General features: G+C 70.4%; 12 protein-coding genes. 5 read left to right on the top strand and 7 right to left on the bottom strand.

What is annotated here, in order from left to right:
* Positions 1-9: 9 nt before the first annotated feature.
* The 4 genes from NFR93_RS04945 to NFR93_RS04930 form a co-directional block, all read right to left on the bottom strand.
* Positions 10-921 (bottom strand): sugar ABC transporter permease, encoded by a 912-nt coding sequence (locus NFR93_RS04945; RefSeq protein WP_502846254.1) that lies wholly within the window; start codon positions 919-921, stop codon positions 10-12.
* The gene (locus tag NFR93_RS04940) at positions 921-2540 is read right to left on the bottom strand and encodes an ABC transporter permease subunit (protein WP_251450495.1); all 1620 of its coding nucleotides are present in this window, start codon (positions 2538-2540) and stop codon (positions 921-923) included. The genes NFR93_RS04945 and NFR93_RS04940 overlap by 1 nt, the downstream gene beginning before the upstream one ends.
* 95 nt (positions 2541-2635) lie before the next feature.
* The gene (locus NFR93_RS04935) at positions 2636-3868 is read right to left on the bottom strand and encodes a sugar ABC transporter substrate-binding protein (RefSeq protein WP_251450493.1); all 1233 of its coding nucleotides are present in this window, start codon (positions 3866-3868) and stop codon (positions 2636-2638) included.
* Between the two features lie 87 nt (positions 3869-3955).
* Complete coding sequence (locus NFR93_RS04930; RefSeq protein ID WP_251450491.1) at positions 3956-5971, bottom strand: beta-galactosidase; 2016 nt, start codon at positions 5969-5971, stop codon at positions 3956-3958.
* A gap of 211 nt (positions 5972-6182) precedes the next feature.
* Here NFR93_RS04930 and NFR93_RS04925 point away from each other — a divergent pair, with 211 nt between their 5' ends.
* From NFR93_RS04925 to NFR93_RS04915, 3 genes are all read left to right on the top strand, one after another.
* Entirely contained in the window at positions 6183-7199 is a 1017-nt protein-coding gene (locus NFR93_RS04925) for a LacI family DNA-binding transcriptional regulator (RefSeq protein ID WP_251450489.1), read from the top strand.
* An 80-nt stretch (positions 7200-7279) separates the two neighbouring features.
* Positions 7280-8854 (top strand): methionine--tRNA ligase, encoded by a 1575-nt coding sequence (metG, locus tag NFR93_RS04920; protein ID WP_251450487.1) that lies wholly within the window; start codon positions 7280-7282, stop codon positions 8852-8854.
* Complete coding sequence (locus tag NFR93_RS04915; protein ID WP_251450485.1) at positions 8851-9735, top strand: TatD family hydrolase; 885 nt, start codon at positions 8851-8853, stop codon at positions 9733-9735. Before metG ends, NFR93_RS04915 begins: the two co-directional genes overlap by 4 nt.
* 23 nt (positions 9736-9758) lie before the next feature.
* Here NFR93_RS04915 and NFR93_RS04910 read toward each other — a convergent pair whose 3' ends face one another.
* Both NFR93_RS04910 and NFR93_RS04905 read right to left on the bottom strand, forming a co-directional pair.
* Positions 9759-11063, bottom strand: a complete 1305-nt coding sequence (locus NFR93_RS04910) for an MFS transporter (RefSeq protein ID WP_251450482.1) — start codon at positions 11061-11063, stop codon at positions 9759-9761.
* A gap of 36 nt (positions 11064-11099) precedes the next feature.
* On the bottom strand, positions 11100-12512 hold the full coding sequence (locus NFR93_RS04905) for a sugar porter family MFS transporter (RefSeq protein ID WP_251450480.1): 1413 nt from the start codon (positions 12510-12512) through the stop codon (positions 11100-11102).
* Between the two features lie 131 nt (positions 12513-12643).
* On the opposite strand from NFR93_RS04905, the gene rsmA reads away from it, so the two are divergent.
* Both rsmA and NFR93_RS04895 read left to right on the top strand, forming a co-directional pair.
* Positions 12644-13489 (top strand): 16S rRNA (adenine(1518)-N(6)/adenine(1519)-N(6))-dimethyltransferase RsmA, encoded by an 846-nt coding sequence (gene rsmA / locus NFR93_RS04900; protein WP_251450479.1) that lies wholly within the window; start codon positions 12644-12646, stop codon positions 13487-13489.
* A 168-nt stretch (positions 13490-13657) separates the two neighbouring features.
* On the top strand, positions 13658-14578 hold the full coding sequence (locus NFR93_RS04895) for a phosphodiesterase (protein WP_251451503.1): 921 nt from the start codon (positions 13658-13660) through the stop codon (positions 14576-14578).
* Here the strand turns inward: NFR93_RS04895 and NFR93_RS04890 are convergent.
* Positions 14526-16112: a stealth family protein gene (locus NFR93_RS04890; RefSeq protein WP_251450478.1), complete on the bottom strand. Its 1587-nt coding sequence runs from the start codon at positions 16110-16112 to the stop codon at positions 14526-14528. The genes NFR93_RS04895 and NFR93_RS04890 overlap by 53 nt on opposite strands.
* Positions 16113-16159: the final 47 nt, after the last annotated feature.

The raw sequence follows: 16159 nt of genomic DNA, 5'->3' as shown, positions 1-16159 counted from the left end.
CGTGCGGGGTCAGCCCTTGACGGACCCCGCGGTGAGGCCGCCGACGATGTAGCGCTGCAGCGACAGGAACAGGACGAGGACGGGGATCGAGGCCAGCACCGCGCCGGCGGCGAACAGTCCCCAGTTGGAGGCGAGCTGGTTCGAGACCCACTGGTACATCCCGACCGCGAGCGTCCAGTTGTCCTCGGACACCAGGACGATCTTGGCGATGATGTAGTCGCCGAACGCGGCGATGAAGGCCAGCAGCGCCACGACGGCGAGGATCGGGGTGACGAGGGGGATGATCAGCTGCCAGAAGATCTGCGCGTGGGTGGCGCCGTCGATCTTCGCCGACTCGTCGATCTCGATGGGGACGGTGTTGAAGAAGCCGTACATCAGGAAGGTGTTCACGCCGAGGGCGCCGCCGAGGTACACGCAGATCAGCGCGATCTTCGAGTTGATGCCGAGCACCGGCACCACCTCGCCGAGCGCCAGCAGCATCAGGAAGATCGCGACGAAGGCCAGCGCCTGCGGGAACATCTGGATGATGAGCAGGCCGGTGAGGCTCGCCCGGCGGCCCGAGAAGCGGAATCGCGAGAACGCGTAGGCGGCGGCGGCGCCCATGAGCACCGCGCCGATGGCGGCGCTGCCGCCGACGATGAGCGTGTTGGCCGCCCACGTCCAGTAGCTCGTCTCGGCGAGCGCGGCGAAGTTGGCGACGTCGATGACGCTGAACAGCGCGTTGCTGGCGGCGAGGGTGCCGCGGGGGTTGAGCGAGGCCGACAGCACGTAGACCAGCGGGAAGATCGCGTAGAAGATCACGAACGCGGCCAGCAGGTACTTCCAGCCCACCTCCAGCAGCCATCGGCGGCGCCGGGTGGCGCTGCGGTCGACGGCGGGGCGCGGCATCCGCTTCGTGGGGGAGGCGGTGGTGACGGACATCACATGAACTCCTCGAGCTTGCGGGTCTGGCGGAAGGCGATGGCCGAGATGAGGCCGACGACCGCGAACACGATGATCGACAGGGCGCTCGCGAGACCGTAGTCCGCCGCTCCGCCCGAGACGCCCGAGATGTCGTAGATCGCCGAGATGAGGATGTCGGTGGACCCGAGCGCGTATGGTGCCCCCGGGATCGCGGGACCGCCGTTGTTGAACATGTAGATGACGGTGAAGTTGTTGAAGCTGAACGCGAACGACGAGATCAGCAGCGGGGCGGTGGCCACGAGTACGAGCGGCAGGATGATCGAGCGCAGCTGCCGGGTGCGCCCGGCGCCGTCGAGGGATGCCGCTTCGAGGGTGTCTGCCGGCAGCGCCTGCAGCGCCCCCGTGCAGACCAGGAAGTAGTACGGGTAGGTGAGCCACAGATTCACCCACACGACAGCGCCGCGGGCGAGCCAGGGATCGCCCAGCCAGTTGATGTTCGCGCCGAAGAAGAACAGGTCGTTGATGACGCCGAACTCGGCGTTGAACATCCCGCGGAACAGAAGCGCCGACATGAAGGCGGGGAACGCGTAGGGGAGGATGTACAGCGTCCGCAGGAATCGTCGGCCCTTGAGGCGCGCGTCGTTGTAGATGAGCGCGAGGACGAGGCCGAGGGCGAACGGCAGCACCACCGACAGGATCGCGAAGGCGAACGTCCACACCGTCACCGTCAGCAGGGTCTGCGCGAGAACGGGGTCGGCGAACAGCCGCGCGAAGTTGTCGAACCCGACGTTGACGTACCAGCCGGTGGGCAGGCGCTGCCCGTCCGCCGACAGGAACGACCCCCGATCGTCGGCGGTGTACACCGTGCCGGTGGTGGTGTCGGTGATGCTCTGGGCACCGGCATCCCACACCAGGGTGGACTGGTAGACCGCGCCCGATGAGCCGTCGCGCGTGCGGATCGAGCCGTCGTTGGGGTCGTCCGAGACCGGCACACGCAGGTTCACGACCTCGTCCTGCAGCGCCTGATCCGAGATGAGGGCGGCGCGCGGGACGACCGTCCAGCCGGGCACCTCGGCGGGGGCGCCGCCGTCGCCCACCACGGCCTGCGGGGCGTCGGCGAGGGGCTCGTCGGCGCTGCCGACCTGGACGACGCCTCCGTCGCCGACGACGGCGAAGCCGAGCACGCCGGCGTTCTCGACCACGGCGAGCGGGTAGGTGGGTGAGCCCTCGACGCGTCTCTCGCCCTGGATGAGGGCCGCCTCCACCGCCTGCTCCTGCGACCCCGCGTGACCGGTGCCGTAGTTGGTGAAGGCGATGTAGGCGGTGTAGCCGAAGATGAACACCTGGAACACCAGGAGGAACACCAGGCCGGGCAGCAGGTACTTCAACGGCAGGGCGCGCTTGGTGAAGTAGACGATGTCGGCGACCACGAGGAGGACGACCGCCACGCTGAGGATGACCCAGGACTCGGCCCGCAGCGCGCTGAGGATGGCCATCACGCCGAAGGCGTTCACGAGCGCCATCACGCCGAGCTTGGCGAGGAACCCCCAGCCGGGGCCGCGCCAGCGGCGCCCGTGGGCGTCGGAGTCCTGCGGCGCGGCGGGCGCCGGGGGACGGGAGGGTGCGGTCACCGACATGGGTGCTCCTGTCAGGGGAATGGTGCCGGGAGGCGGGGAGAGGCACTCACCCGCCTCCCGGCGGTCGGGGGCGGCCCGGGACGGACCGCGGAGGATCAGCCGGCGAGCGTCGTCTCGAGGTCGTCGACCATCGTGTTCCAGGTGGACACCGGGTCGGCGCCGCCGATGATCTGCGCCTGCGCGGCGTTCCAGAGATCCCACACCGAGCCCATCTCGGGGATGCTCGGCATCGGGACGCCGTTCTGCGCCGACGCGAGGAAGCCCGCGATGATCGGGTCGGAGGACACCTCTTCGGCCAGAGCCGACCACGCCGGGATGCGGGGGTCCGCCTCGTACAGCGCGCGCTGCGCCTCTTCGGTGCCGAGGTGGTTCACGAGGAACTCCTGGGCGAGGAGGGCGTTGTCGGACTGCGAGCTGAGGTAGAAGCCCTGGACGCCCACGAACGGCGCTGCGGTCTCGCCGCCCGCGGAGGGGATCGGGTTCACCGCGACCTCGACGTCCGGGTACGAGCTGATCGCCCACGGTCCCTGGATCGTGTACGGCGCCTCGCCCGAGTTGAACAGCTCGTTGTTGATGTCGTAGTCGACGGTGGTCGAGATGATCCCGGTGCCGTCGGCGCCGTTCTCGCCGAGCCAGGTCGCGAAGGCCTCGCCGGCCTCGCCGCCCATGCCCACTTCATTCGTGTACGAGCCGCTCTCGTCCTGGACGAACACCGGAGCGCCGAACGAGGTCTGGAAGCCGTACATCGTGTAGCCGTCGCCGGTCTCTCCGGCGGTGTTGATGACGAACGGACGCTCGGCGCCGGCCTCCTCGGCCGTGGCGATCATCTCGTCCCACGTCGCGGGGGCCTCCTCGCCGACCATCTCGACATTCTGGACCAGCGCGATCGTCTCGAGCGAGTAGGGCAGCGCGTAGAGCTGACCGTCGTAGGTCATGGCGTCCAGGGCCACCTGCTCGAACTCCGAAGCGGTGTCGCCGAGGTCGATCGTGTCGACGACGCCGGCTGCGACGAGGGCGCCGAGCCAGTCGTGGGCGCCGACGGTGATGTCGGGGCCCTCGCCGGTGGGCACCTGCGCGATGAAGTCGTTGCGCAGGTCCTCGAAGTTCTTCTGCACGATCGTCACCGTCGCGCCGGTCTCTTCTTCGAAGGCCGCGGCGGCGTCGGCGACGGCCTGTTCGCGCTCCTCGTCGGTCCAGACGACGAGTTCGGCTCCGCTGCCGTCGACGGCGGGTTCCTCGGCGGACTCGGGTGCTCCGCCCGAGCTGCAGCCCGCCAGCACCACCGTGGTGGTCAGGGCGAGAGCGCCGAATGCGATGGAGGTGCGCATATTCGTTTCCTTTCAGAGATCGGTCGTCGTCGGGTGACTCTGCGTCGTCGCGTCTTCACGACCGAGGGGCGGGCGGTGGCCGGTCGGCTACCGCGAGGCGGTGCGGAGGACGGCGACGCCGCCCCCGGGGATGGTCAGGGTGCCGCCGACGTCGTCGCCGCGGAGGAGCTCGTGTCCGGAGGCGGCGAGCGCGGCCGGTTCGTCCCGGTGGTTGATGGCCACGAGATAGTCGGCGTCGTCGCCGCGACGAACGACGACCTCGAGCCCGTCGGGATGGGCGGGAGGCGTGACGCCCGCGTCGGCGTACACGGCGTCCATGACCGTGCGAAGCCCGTCGGCGTCCAGTCGGGTGCTGACGTACCAACCGGTTCCCGCGCCGTGGCGGTGCCGCGTGATCGCGGGTCCGCCGGCGCCCGGACCGTCGGCGTAGGTCGCCACGACCTCGGCGCCGGCGAGGACGAGATCCTCCGCCCACGCGTCGGCGGCGAGCGTCGCCGGGCTCTCGCCGCTCCAGTCGAGGGTGCAGGTGTCGCCGTCGCGAAGCGGCAGGAACTCCTCGACGGTCACGCCGAGCGCGTCCGCGAGCGGCGCCAGGTAGCCGCCGGCATGGACGGCGTCGTGCTCGTCGACGACGGCGGAGAAGAACGACACGACCAGCGTGCCGCCGCCGGCGACGTAGCGGGTGAGGTTCTCGGCGTCGGCGGCGCTCAGCAGGTACTGCGCGGGGACGACCACGAGGCGGTACGCCGACAGATCGTGGCCGGGGAGGGCGAAGTCCACGGTGATGCCGTCGCGCCACAGCCGCTCGTAGAAAGCCCGGATCCGCTCCGCGTGGCTGACGTCCACCGACGGGCGCCACTCCAGGTCCTGGGCCCAGAACGACTCGAAGTCCCACAGCATCGCGACGTCGGCGTGCACCCGCGACCCGCGTGCCTCGGCGACCCGCTGCAGCGCCCCGCCCAGCTCGACGACCTCGCGCCACACCCGGGAGCCGGTCCCGGCGTGGGGGATCATCGCGGAGTGGAACTTCTCGGCTCCGAAGCGCGAGGCGCGCCACTGGAAGAACAGGACGGCGTCGGCGCCGCGCGCGAAGTGCGACAGCGAGTTGCGGGCCATCTCGCCGGGACGCTTGGCGATGTTGCGCGGCTGCCAGTTCACCGCCGAGGTCGAATGCTCCATGAGGATCCACGGCTTTCCTCCGCCGACCGAGCGGGTGAGGTCCGCGGCGATCGCCAGACCGATCTCGCCTTCGGCGTCGGCCGCCCACAGGTAGTGGTCGTCGGCGACGATGTCGACCTCTCGCGCCCACGCCCACATGTCGGTCGTCCAGCTCTGATTGGCCATGAAGTTCGTGGTGATCGGCTGATCGGCGTGGACGCGGATCGCGTCGCGCTCGGCGATGAAGCACGCCCGCAGCTGGTGGTCGGTGAACCGGGCGAAGTCGAGCCGCTGGCTCTGATTTACCACCGACGGCGCGGCAGCCGGAGCGCCGATGTGATCCCACGCGCCGTAGTGCTGACCCCAGAACGTCGTTCCCCATGCGGCGTTGAGGGCATCGAGGGTTCCGTAGCGTTCGCGCAGCCATGCGCGGAAGGCGGCGACCGACTGCGGGGAGTAGTCCTCGCCGACCGGGACGCCGTATTCGTTGTGGACGTGCCACATCACGACGGCGGGGTGCGAGCCGTAGCGCTCGGCGAGCGCCGACGCGATCCGCACGATCGCCTCGCGGTACGCCGGCGACGAGTGCGATGCCATGCCGCGGGCGCCGAAACCCATGACGGTGCCGTCGCGGGTGATCACCCGGGCGTCGGGATGCTGCGCGAAGAACCAGGCCGGCGGGGAGGCAGTGGGGGTTCCGAGGTCCACCGCGATGCCGTGGGTGTGGAGGAGGTCGAGCAGCTCGTCCAGCCACGCGAAATCGAACTCGCCCTCGCTGGTCTCCAGCAGCGCCCAGGAGAAGATCCCGACGCTGACGAGGTTCACGCCGGCTTCGTGCATGAGGGCCACGTCTTCGCGCCACACCTCGCGGGGCCACTGCTCGGGCGTGTAATCGCCTCCGTAGGCGATTCCGCTGATCGCGGGCCATGCGTGCGGCGAGGTCATGAACACTCCATCGGGTTTCGGGGATGAGGCGGCCGGTGCCCACCCGACTCGGGGCGGCATCCGGCTCGCGTAACTGGGACCGGTCACAGTCTCACCCGCACCCGGGGAGGGAGGCGACCGATCGCGGCCAACCGTTACCGAACTGTGACCGGTCCCAGTTCGCCGGCCGCGGCGTCGACGGAACGGCCGCGAGGGCCGGTAGAGTGCGGACGTGGACGAGACGACGACCGTGCGGCGACGCCCGACGATCCGCGACGTCGCGGCGGCGGCCGGGGTGTCGCGCGGCACCGTCTCGCGCGTGATCAACGGCGGGCACTGGGTGTCGCCCGATGCGCGCGAGGCCGTCGAGGAGGCCATCCGCCGGACCGGCTACACCGCCAACCACGCGGCACGCAGTCTCGCGACCGGACGGGCCGGCTCGCTCGCCTTCCTCCTCACCGAGCCGCAGCACCTCCTCTTCGATGACCCGACCTTCGCCCTGCTGCTGCGCGGGGCCGCCGAGGCGCTCTCGCAGCGGTCGATGACCCTCGTGCTGCTGGTGGCGGGCACCCCCGCGGAGCGTGCGAACGTGACGCACTTCGTCAGCACCGGCCACGTCGACGGCGTCATGCTGATCTCCTCCCACGAGTCAGACCCGCTGCTGGAGGAGCTCCTGGCCGCCGGGGTCCCGACCGTGGCCTGCGGCATCCCCCTCGGTCATCGGGCCGAGGTGCCCACGGTGTCGGTCGACGAGATCGCCTCGGCGCGCGAGATGACGCGGTATCTGCGCTCGCGGGGCCACCGGCGCATCGCGATGATCGCCGGCCCGCCCGACACCCCCGGCGGGCGTTACCGGCTGGTCGGGTACCGCGACGAGCTCGGCGACGACTTCGACCCCGACCTCGTGGCCACGGGCGACTACTCGCATGACTCGGGTGCCGCGGCGATGGCGCAGCTGCTGGAGCGCACCCGCGACATCGATGCGGTCTTCGCCGCGAGCGACCGCATGGCCGCCGGTGCGATCGCGACCCTCCGGAAGGCGGGTCTGCGCGTGCCCGAGGACATCGCGGTCGCCGGGTTCGACGACTCCGGCCTCGCCGCCACCCACGAGCCGCCCTTGACGACCATGCGCCAGCCGTGGGATCGCATCAGCGACGAGATGGTCGGTCTGCTCCTGGACGTCATCGCCGGGCAGGACCCCGGCCCCATCACGCTCCCGACGACGCTCGTCGTGCGCGAGAGCGCGTGAACGGCCGCGCCCGGCGCGGTGGCCGCCCGCCGAGGTGTCACACGGCGGGGCGCGTCCCGACGCCGAACTAGAATCTCCAGGTGACTTCCGGGCGATCCTTCTACATCACCACGCCGATCTACTACCCGAGCGATGTCCCGCACATCGGGCACGGGTACACCACGGTGGCGGTGGACACGCTCGCGCGCTGGCACCGGCAGGCCGGCGACGACACCTGGATGCTCACCGGCACCGACGAGCACGGTCAGAAGATGCTGCGCGCCGCCGCGGCCAACGGCGCCACGCCGCAGGAGTGGGTCGACAAGCTCGTCAGCGAGTCGTGGTTCCCCGTCCTCGACACGCTCGACGTCGCCAACGACGACTTCATCCGCACCACGCAGCCGCGCCACGAGGAGCGGGTGCGCGAGTTCGTGCAGGCGATCTTCGACCGCGGCTACATCTACGCCGGCGAGTTCGAGGCGCTGTACTGCGTCGGCTGCGAGGAGTTCAAGACCGAGGCCGAGATCGTCGACGGCGCGGGGCCCTTCGAGGGGCTCAAGGTCTGCGCGATCCATTCGAAGCCGCTGGAGCTCCTGCAGGAGAAGAACTACTTCTTCAAGCTCAGCGAGTTCCAGGACCGTCTGCTGGAGCTCTACCGCAGCGTCCCCGACTTCATCCGGCCCGACTCGGCGCGCAACGAGGTCGTCTCGTTCGTCAAGAGCGGCCTGAAGGACCTGTCGATCTCGCGGTCGACCTTCGACTGGGGCATCAAGGTGCCGTGGGACGAGAGCCACGTCATCTACGTGTGGGTCGATGCGCTGCTCAACTACGCCACGGCCATCGGCTATGGCACCGACCCCGAGCAGTTCGCCCGCCGCTGGCCGGCCTACCACGTCGTCGGCAAGGACATCCTGCGCTTCCACGCGGTCATCTGGCCGGCCATGCTGATGGCCGCCGGCGTCGAGGTGCCCCGCGGTGTCTTCGCACACGGCTGGCTGCTCGTCGGCGGCGAGAAGATGTCGAAGTCCAAGCTGACCGGCATCGCCCCGACCGAGATCACGGACGTGTTCGGCTCGGACGCGTACCGGTTCTACTTCCTGTCGGCCATCGCGTTCGGCCAGGACGGCTCGTTCTCGTGGGAGGACCTGTCGGCGAGGTACCAGGCCGAGCTGGCCAACGGCTTCGGGAACCTCGCCTCGCGCACCGTCGCGATGATCGGGCGGTATTTCGACGGGGTGCTCCCCGCCCCGGGCGAGGCCGCCGAGGGGGATCTCGCGATCCAGCGGACGGTATCGGATGCCGCGACGGCGGCCGACGCCGCGATCGAGCGCTTCCGCATCGACGAGGCGATCTCGGCGATCTGGACGATCGTCGACGAGCTGAACGGCTACATCACCGACAACGAGCCGTGGGCGCTGGCCAAGGACGATGCGCAGCGCGAGCGTCTCGGCACGGTGCTGTACACCGCCGCCGAGGGTCTCCGGGCTCTCGCCACGCTGCTGTCGCCGGTGATGCCGATCGCGACCGAGAAGCTGTGGGCCGCGCTCGGCGCCTCCGACGCGCTCGGCGCCCTCCTCGACCAGCCGATGCGCGAGGCGGGGGAGTGGGGACGCCTGCAGCCGGGGACCGCGGTCCAGACGCTCACTCCGCTCTTCCCGCGCGTCGAGCAGGCGTGAGCGACCCGAGCGGCTACGTCCGCACCCGCTCGCAGGACGGGCGCGGCGACGTCCGGTGGCCGGCGCTGCCCGAGCCGCTGCGCGTGCCGGTGTACGACAACCACGCCCATCTCGAGATCGAGGACGGCGACGAGCCGCTCACGCTCGCTGAGCAGCTCGAACGCGCCGCCGCGGTCGGCGTGGTCGGGGTCGTGCAGGCCGGGGGCGACATCGAGTCGAGCCGCTGGTCGGCGTGGGCCGCGGCATCCGACCCTCGGGTCCTCGCGGCGGTCGCGATCCACCCCAACGAGGCCCCGGCGTACCGCGAGGCCGGGCGCCTGGACGAGGCCATCGCCGTCATCGACGAGCTCGCCTCTCAGCCGCGTGTGCGCGCGATCGGCGAGACGGGCCTGGACTTCTTCCGCACCGACGAGGCGGGGCTGCCGGCGCAGTTCGAGAGCTTCGAGGCCCACATCGCGCTGGCCAAGAAGCACGGCGTGGCCATGCAGATCCACGATCGCGATGCGCACGACGCTGTGCTCGAGACGCTGCGGCGGGTGGAAGCTCCCGACCGCACGGTGTTCCACTGCTTCTCGGGCGACGAGGCGATGGCCCGGGTCGCCGCAGATCGCGGCTACTACCTCTCCTTCGCGGGCAACGTCACGTTCAAGAACGCCCAGAACCTCCGCGACGCCCTCGCGGTGACCCCGCTCGAGCGCATCCTCGTCGAGACCGACGCGCCGTTCCTGACGCCGACGCCTCACCGGGGTCGGCCGAACGCGCCCTACCTCATCCCCGTCACGGTGCGCTTCCTCGCCGACGAACTCGGCGTCGGGATCGACGAGCTGTGCGCGCAGCTCGCAGCCAACACCCTCGCCGTCTACGGCTCGTTCGCCGACTGAGTCCGCACCCGGCGACGCGGATGTCAGTCCCGCAGCGGACGGCCGCCGTCCCCGGGCTCCGCGTCGGCCGCGACCTCGTCCGCCGTCTCGGCATCGAGGACCGGCTTCGCGGCGGCGATGTGCGAGATCGAGCGCCATACCAGCGCCAAGGTGATCGCCGACCCGGCGAAAGCGAACCACCACGGTGCGGTCAGTCCGAACAGCTGTGCCAGGATGCCGCCGATGAACTGCCCGATGACGAGACCGCCGAAGACCCCCACCATGTTCACCGAGGCGATGCGGCCCTGCAGCGGGAGCGGGACGAGGCGCTGGCGGACCGTGGTCGAGATCGTCGACCAGATGAACGCGTACAGACCGAATCCGAACATGATGACGAAAGCCGCCCAGGCGGCGGTCGAGAGGGCGAACCCGAGGTGCATCACCACTTCCAGTGACAGGCACACGCGCATGAGGGTCGCGAACGACACCCGTTTCTCGAGCCAGCCGAAGCCGAAGATGGCGACCATGCCGCCGAGCGCCGACGCGGTGGTCAGGGCGCCGTAGCCGACGGGGCCCATGTCCAGGTGCTCGGTCGCGTACAGCACGAGGATGCCCCACGGCGCGGCCCACGTGACGTTGAACACCAGGATGATGACGATGAGCGTCCTCACGGGTGCGTTGCCCCGCAGCCATCGCAGTCCCTCGCGCACCGCGCCGAGCTTGGATTCTCGCGGTGCCGACGGCTCGGTCGGCACCGGCGTGCGTGCGATGCGCGAGATGAGGACGACGGCCAGCGACACGCACAGAACCTGCAGCAGGAAAGGCCAGAACGATCCGAGCGCGAACAGGAAGGCACCCAGCGGGGGCCCTGCCAGTTGGTTTCCGACGAGGTAGCCGGCCTGCATCCGGGCATTCCCGATGCCGAGATCGGCGGGCCGGACGAGCATCGGCAGAAGAGTGCTGCCGGCCGAGTCCGCGAACACCTCGGCCGTGCCGTAGAGGAACGCCGTGGCCAGGACCAGCCAGACCGTGGCCTGACCGGTGACGAGGACGACGCACAGCGCCGCCACGACCACAGCCCGTGCGGCGTTGGCGATCATCACCAGCCGCCGCCGGTCGTGGTGGTCGGCGACGGCTCCTGCCAGCAGGCCGAACAGCAGCCAGGGCAGGAACTGCATCATCGCCCCGGCCGCCACCAGCAGCGGCGACGAGGTCAGCGACGCGATCAGCAGGGGCGCGGCGGCGAGGGCGATGCCGTCGCCGATGTTGCTCGTCCACGATGACGACAGCAGCCAGCGGAAGTCGGTTCCGAGGCGCCGCGGCGCGATGAGCTGGCCGAGCGAGGGCATCAGGCAATCCTAGGACCGCTCGTCGCCCGTCGGTACTCAGTCGCGCATCGACTCCAGGGTCTGCCCCTTGGTCTCGCGCACGAACCGGATGACGAAGAAGATCGCTACGAACGCGAAGAACGTGTAGACCCCGTAGGCCAGGCCCAGGCCGACCGAGGCGAGCGCCGGGAAGGTGGTCGAGATCACGAAGTTCGCGGCCCATTGCGCCGAGGCGGCGACCGAGAGGGCGATCGCACGGATCCGGTTGCTGAACATCTCGCCCAGCAGCACCCACACCACCGGTCCCCACGACGCGCCGAAGAAGACGACATACAGGTTCGCCGCGACGAGCGCGACGGTCCCGGCGGCGCCCTGCAGGACGGGTTCCCCGTCCACGACGGGCGCGGTGGCGAACATGAACGTCAGGACCGCCAGGCACACGAACTGTCCCATGGCGCCGACGAGCAGCAGGGGTCTACGGCCGATCCGGTCGACGAGCATGATGGCGACGATCGTCGTGAGGATGTTCGTCACCGACGTGATGACGGTGATGGTGAGCGAGTCCTGCTCGGTGAAGCCGACGGCCTGCCACAGCACGCTGGAGTAGTAGAAGATCACGTTGATGCCGGTGAACTGCTGCAGGACCGAGAGCCCGATGCCGACCCACACGATGGGCAGCAGTCCGAACGTCGAGCCGCGCAGGATCGCGAAGCGAGGCCGGTCGGGGCGGTTCTCGACGGTCTTGATGATGGCGGTGGTGGTCTTCTCGACGTCGCCCCCGACGTACCGGGTGAGGACCTTCTTCGCCCGCGCCACCTCACCCTGTGCGATGAGGTAGCGCGGGGATTCGGGGATCGTCAGGGCCAGCAGCCCGTACAGCACCGCGGGCACGAGCTCCGACAGGAACATCCAGCGCCACGCGTCGATACCGAACAGCCACGGCGACGAGGCGCTCCCGGCGGCCGCGACGATCGCGGCGTCGGTGAGGAGGGCGACGAAGATGCCGATGACGATCGCCATCTGCTGCAGCGATCCGAGTCGTCCGCGCTGGGCCGGGGGTGATACCTCGGCGATGTACGCAGGCGCGATCACGGAGGCCGCACCGACGCCGAGGCCGCCGACGATGCGCCAGAACGACAGGTCCCAGATCCCGAACGCGAAGCCGCAGCCGAGCGCGCTGATGATGAACAGCGTCGCGGCGATGATCATGACGCGGATGCGGCCGTAGCGGTCGGCGATCCGGCCGGCGAACCACGCGCCGATCGCGCAGCCGATGAGCGCCGAGGCGACCGAGAATCCCAGCAGGAACGGTCCGGCGTCGAACTCCTCGCCGATCGCTGCCACGGCGCCGTTGATGACCGCGGTGTCGAAGCCGAACAGGAAGCCGCCGAGGGCGGCGGTCGCGGCCACCAGCACCACGCGGGCGATCGGGACCGAGGCGTTCGCATCCGCCGTCTGCGCTGAACTCATGGACCGCTCCTCCTCGTGGGGCCGCCGCCGGCCTGCAGGCCCGGACGTGCGCCCCACCCTTGCCGTCCGCCCGAGCGGCTGTCAAGACCGTGCGTCGGCGGCCCCGCTGTGCCACGGCTACAGTGAAGCGCATGCCCGTGAACCTGCTCGGCGCGTCCGAGATCCGCGCGCTCGCCGCCGAACTGGACGTCACCCCCACCAAGAAGCTCGGCCAGAACTTCGTCGTCGACGCCAACACGGTGCGCAAGATCGTGCAGGTCGCCGGGGTGACGTCGGGGGAGCGCGTCGTCGAGGTCGGGCCCGGGCTCGGCTCCCTGACGCTGGCGATCCTCGAGGCGGGCGCGAGCGTGACCGCCGTGGAGATCGACCACCGCCTGGCGGCGCGTCTTCCCGAGACCGCCGCCGCGCACGGGGTACCCGAAGGTGCGCTCACGGTCGTGGATGCCGACGCCCTGCGGGTGAGGGAACTGCCCGGCGAGCCCACGGTGCTCGTGGCGAATCTGCCCTACAACGTCAGCGTCCCGGTGCTGCTGCACTTCCTCGAGACCTTCGCGGGGCTGGAGCGCGGCGTGGTGATGGTGCAGGCAGAGGTCGGCGAGCGACTCGCCGCCCCGCCCGGATCCAAGGTCTACGGCGCGCCCAGCGTGAAGGCGGCGTGGTACGGACCGTGGCGGCTGGCCGGCACCGTGTCACGTCAGGTGTTCTGGCCGGTGCCCAACGTCGACAGCGTGCTGGTGGCGTTCCGCCGGGATGCGCAGCCGCGAGGCGATGAGCAGCTGCGCCGGCGCACCTTCTCGATCGTGGATGCCGCGTTCCAGCAGCGTCGCAAGATGCTCCGCCAAGCGCTCGCCGGCGTGCTCGGGGGAACGGCCGCCGACGCCACGCGCGTCCTCGAGGCCGCGGGTGTAGCCCCCACGGCGCGCGGCGAGGAGCTCTCGATCGACGATTTCGTGCGGGTCGCCGCTTCTCTGGGCTGACCGGTTCTCTGGGCTGACCGGTTCTCTGGGCTGACCGGTTCTCTGGGCTGACCGGATCGTCACACACCGTTTCGGTCTCGTTCACCGCGTTGCGGCCCTCGGGTACGAAACATGTCGGTAACATTTCGCATGCCTCGTCTCGACCGCGGGGCATGGGGAGACGAGATCATGCGCATCGCCGAGTACCCGGCGCCGGAGCGGATCCTGCTGCACATCAGCGACACCCACCTGCGCGCAGCGGGCTCACGGCTGTTCGACCTCATCGACGGCGCCGAACGTCTGGAACGCGCGCTCGGCGCCATCGAGGCGTCCGGCATCCGCCCCGACGCGGTGGTGTTCACGGGCGACCTGGCCGACCTCGGCGAACGCGACGCCTACGAGGCTCTCCGTGAGCGCGTCGAGCCGTTCGCGCGACGGCTGGCCACCCGCGTGGTGTGGGTCATGGGGAACCACGACGACCGCGCGGCCTTCCGGGCGGGGCTCCTGGACGACCCGTCCGCCGACGCCCGGCCGGTCGATCGGGTCGAAGAGCTCGACGGGCTGCGCCTGGTCACCCTCGACTCGACCGTGCCCGGACACCACCACGGCGAACTCAGCGACGACCAGCTCGCATGGCTGCGCAGCGTCCTGGCCACCCCCGCGCCGCTGGGCACCATCCTCGCCATGCACCACCCGCCCGTACCGAGCGTGCTGCCCCTCGCCGCGAGCGTCGAGCTGCGCGATCAGCGACGCCTGGCTGCGGTCCTGCGCGGTACGGACGTCCGCTCGATCATCGCCGGGCACCTGCACTATTCGACGTTCGCCACCTTCGCGGGCATCCCGGTGTCGGTCGCCTCGTCCACCTGCTACGCCCAGGACCTCACGGTCCCGGTCGGTGGCACGCGTCCGCAGGACGGTGCGCAGGCGTTCAACCTCGTGCACGTCTTCGCCGACACGGTCGTCCATTCGGTCGCCCCGGTGGACGCCCCGCAGACGCTCGAGCACATCGATGCCGCCGAGGCGCGTCGACGACTTCAGGATGCCGGGGTCGAGACGGTCAGCGGCCTCCGGCCGGATGCGCCGACCGAGCCGATCGCTGTCCTTCGCTGAGCTCGGCCTTCTCCCACGGGGCGCGCACCGGGAACATCCGCTCCAGGGCGGTGCGCAGTGCGCGCACGCGCAGCTCTTCGGGCACTTCACGCTCACCCCCGTCGTTCAGGCAGAACATGTCGACGTCGGTGCGCTCGGCCAGTCGTTCCATACGCCGCATGGACGCCGCGAGCGTGGTCTGGACGTACTCCACGCGCGGACGCCGCGTCGCCACGGCGCGCCCGGTCATGAGCGCGTAGTAGTGGTAGAGGCTGTTGGTCACCGAGATGTCGGTCGCGCTGCGGAACCTCGACGCCGCCGTCCGGGCGAAGTCCTCGGGGAAGGCGGCTTCGAGCTCGGCCATGACGCTGCGACGCAGGGGAGCGGCGCAGTGCTCGAGGTCGCGGACGATCGTGCGGCCGAACCGCTCCCGCAGCAGCGCGCGGTTGACCCGCAGGCCGTTGTCGTGCCCGCTGCGCTGGGTCGCGGGCTCCCCGGGGCCGATGCGCACCTCGCACTCGACGAAGCGGCTGATGCCGGCCGAGCTGAAGAACAGCTCGGGCTCGACCATCCGCCCGAAGAACATGTCGTCGTTCGAATAAAGGAAGTGCTCGGCGATGCCGGGGATGCGGTGCAGCTGAGCCTCGACGGCGTGGGAGTTGTGCGTGGGGAGCACCGAGGGATCGGCGAAGAACTCCTCGCTGCGCACGATCGTGACCTTGGGGTGATCGGCCAGCCACGCGGGCGCGGGCGAGTCGGTGGCGATGAAGATCCGACGCACCCACGGGGCGTACATGTGCACGCTGCGCAGGGCGTACCGCAGCTCGTCGACGTGGCGGTAGCGGGCCGGACCGTCGTCGCCCTCGCCCACCACGTACTCGGCCATCTGCGCCGCGCGCTGGCGCTGGAACTCGCTGGACGAACCGTCGACCCAGGAGAAGACCATGTCGATCTCGCCGGTGAACTCGTCCGGCTGCGGGTCGAACATGCCGGCCACGGTGCGCCAGGCGCGGCCGAAGCGCTCGACGGTCTCGAACGACACGTCATCGGTCGCCGTCGTCGCCCGCAGCAGCGCGTTCGCGCCCGGAGCCTCGACGACGTCGGCGCCGAAACGCCAGAACTCCACCCGTGCGCCGAGCGCGGCGGCGTAGCGCAGACTGTGGTTCGCCGTGATGCGGGGCACGTAGAAGCGCACGACGGTCGGTTCCGCGCCGGGCAGGTCGAGGTCGGACACGAGGACCGCCGGGCGGCGCTTCGCCTTGCCGTACAGCGGCGTCCGGGCGCACACCTCGGCGAGCGCGGCCAGCGCGGCATCCTTCTGCTCGATGTCGACGACGAGGGCGGGGACCGCGCGATCGTGACGGATGAGGGTGACCTCGATGCCGGCGGTCTCGAGGACATCGGCGACCATCAGCAGATCGGCGGTGCGCGCCTCGAGCGGGCTGAGGGTGTCGTGGACGACATGCAGGATGCCGCGATCGAGCACGACGTCGTCGCGATCCAGCAGGGCGGTGCCCGGATGCTGTCGCTGCGGCAGTGCGGAAAGTGCGGTCATGGGCGCCCTCCTTTCCCGGCGCAGGGTGCGGCCGGTGAACACTCCAG

The sequence above is a fragment of the Microbacterium sp. Marseille-Q6648 genome (assembly GCF_943181415.1).
Taxonomy (GTDB): Bacteria; Actinomycetota; Actinomycetes; order Actinomycetales; family Microbacteriaceae; genus Microbacterium.
The sequence above is the reverse complement of the archived record's forward strand: the minus strand, read 5'-3'. Positions and strand labels throughout refer to the sequence as shown.

Excerpts from the sequence above, each read along its gene's own strand:
- NFR93_RS04930 (WP_251450491.1), bottom strand. The coding sequence starts at position 5,971 with ATGACCTCGCCGCACGCATGGCCCGCGATCAGCGGAATCGCCTACGGA.
- NFR93_RS04940 (WP_251450495.1), bottom strand. The coding sequence starts at position 2,540 with ATGTCGGTGACCGCACCCTCCCGTCCCCCGGCGCCCGCCGCGCCGCAG.
- NFR93_RS04890 (WP_251450478.1), bottom strand. The coding sequence starts at position 16,112 with ATGACCGCACTTTCCGCACTGCCGCAGCGACAGCATCCGGGCACCGCC.
- NFR93_RS04910 (WP_251450482.1), bottom strand. The coding sequence starts at position 11,063 with ATGCCCTCGCTCGGCCAGCTCATCGCGCCGCGGCGCCTCGGAACCGAC.
- NFR93_RS04895 (WP_251451503.1), top strand. The coding sequence starts at position 13,658 with ATGCGCATCGCCGAGTACCCGGCGCCGGAGCGGATCCTGCTGCACATC.
- NFR93_RS04935 (WP_251450493.1), bottom strand. The coding sequence starts at position 3,868 with ATGCGCACCTCCATCGCATTCGGCGCTCTCGCCCTGACCACCACGGTG.
- rsmA (WP_251450479.1), top strand. The coding sequence starts at position 12,644 with ATGCCCGTGAACCTGCTCGGCGCGTCCGAGATCCGCGCGCTCGCCGCC.
- NFR93_RS04905 (WP_251450480.1), bottom strand. The coding sequence starts at position 12,512 with ATGAGTTCAGCGCAGACGGCGGATGCGAACGCCTCGGTCCCGATCGCC.
- NFR93_RS04945 (WP_502846254.1), bottom strand. The coding sequence starts at position 921 with ATGTCCGTCACCACCGCCTCCCCCACGAAGCGGATGCCGCGCCCCGCC.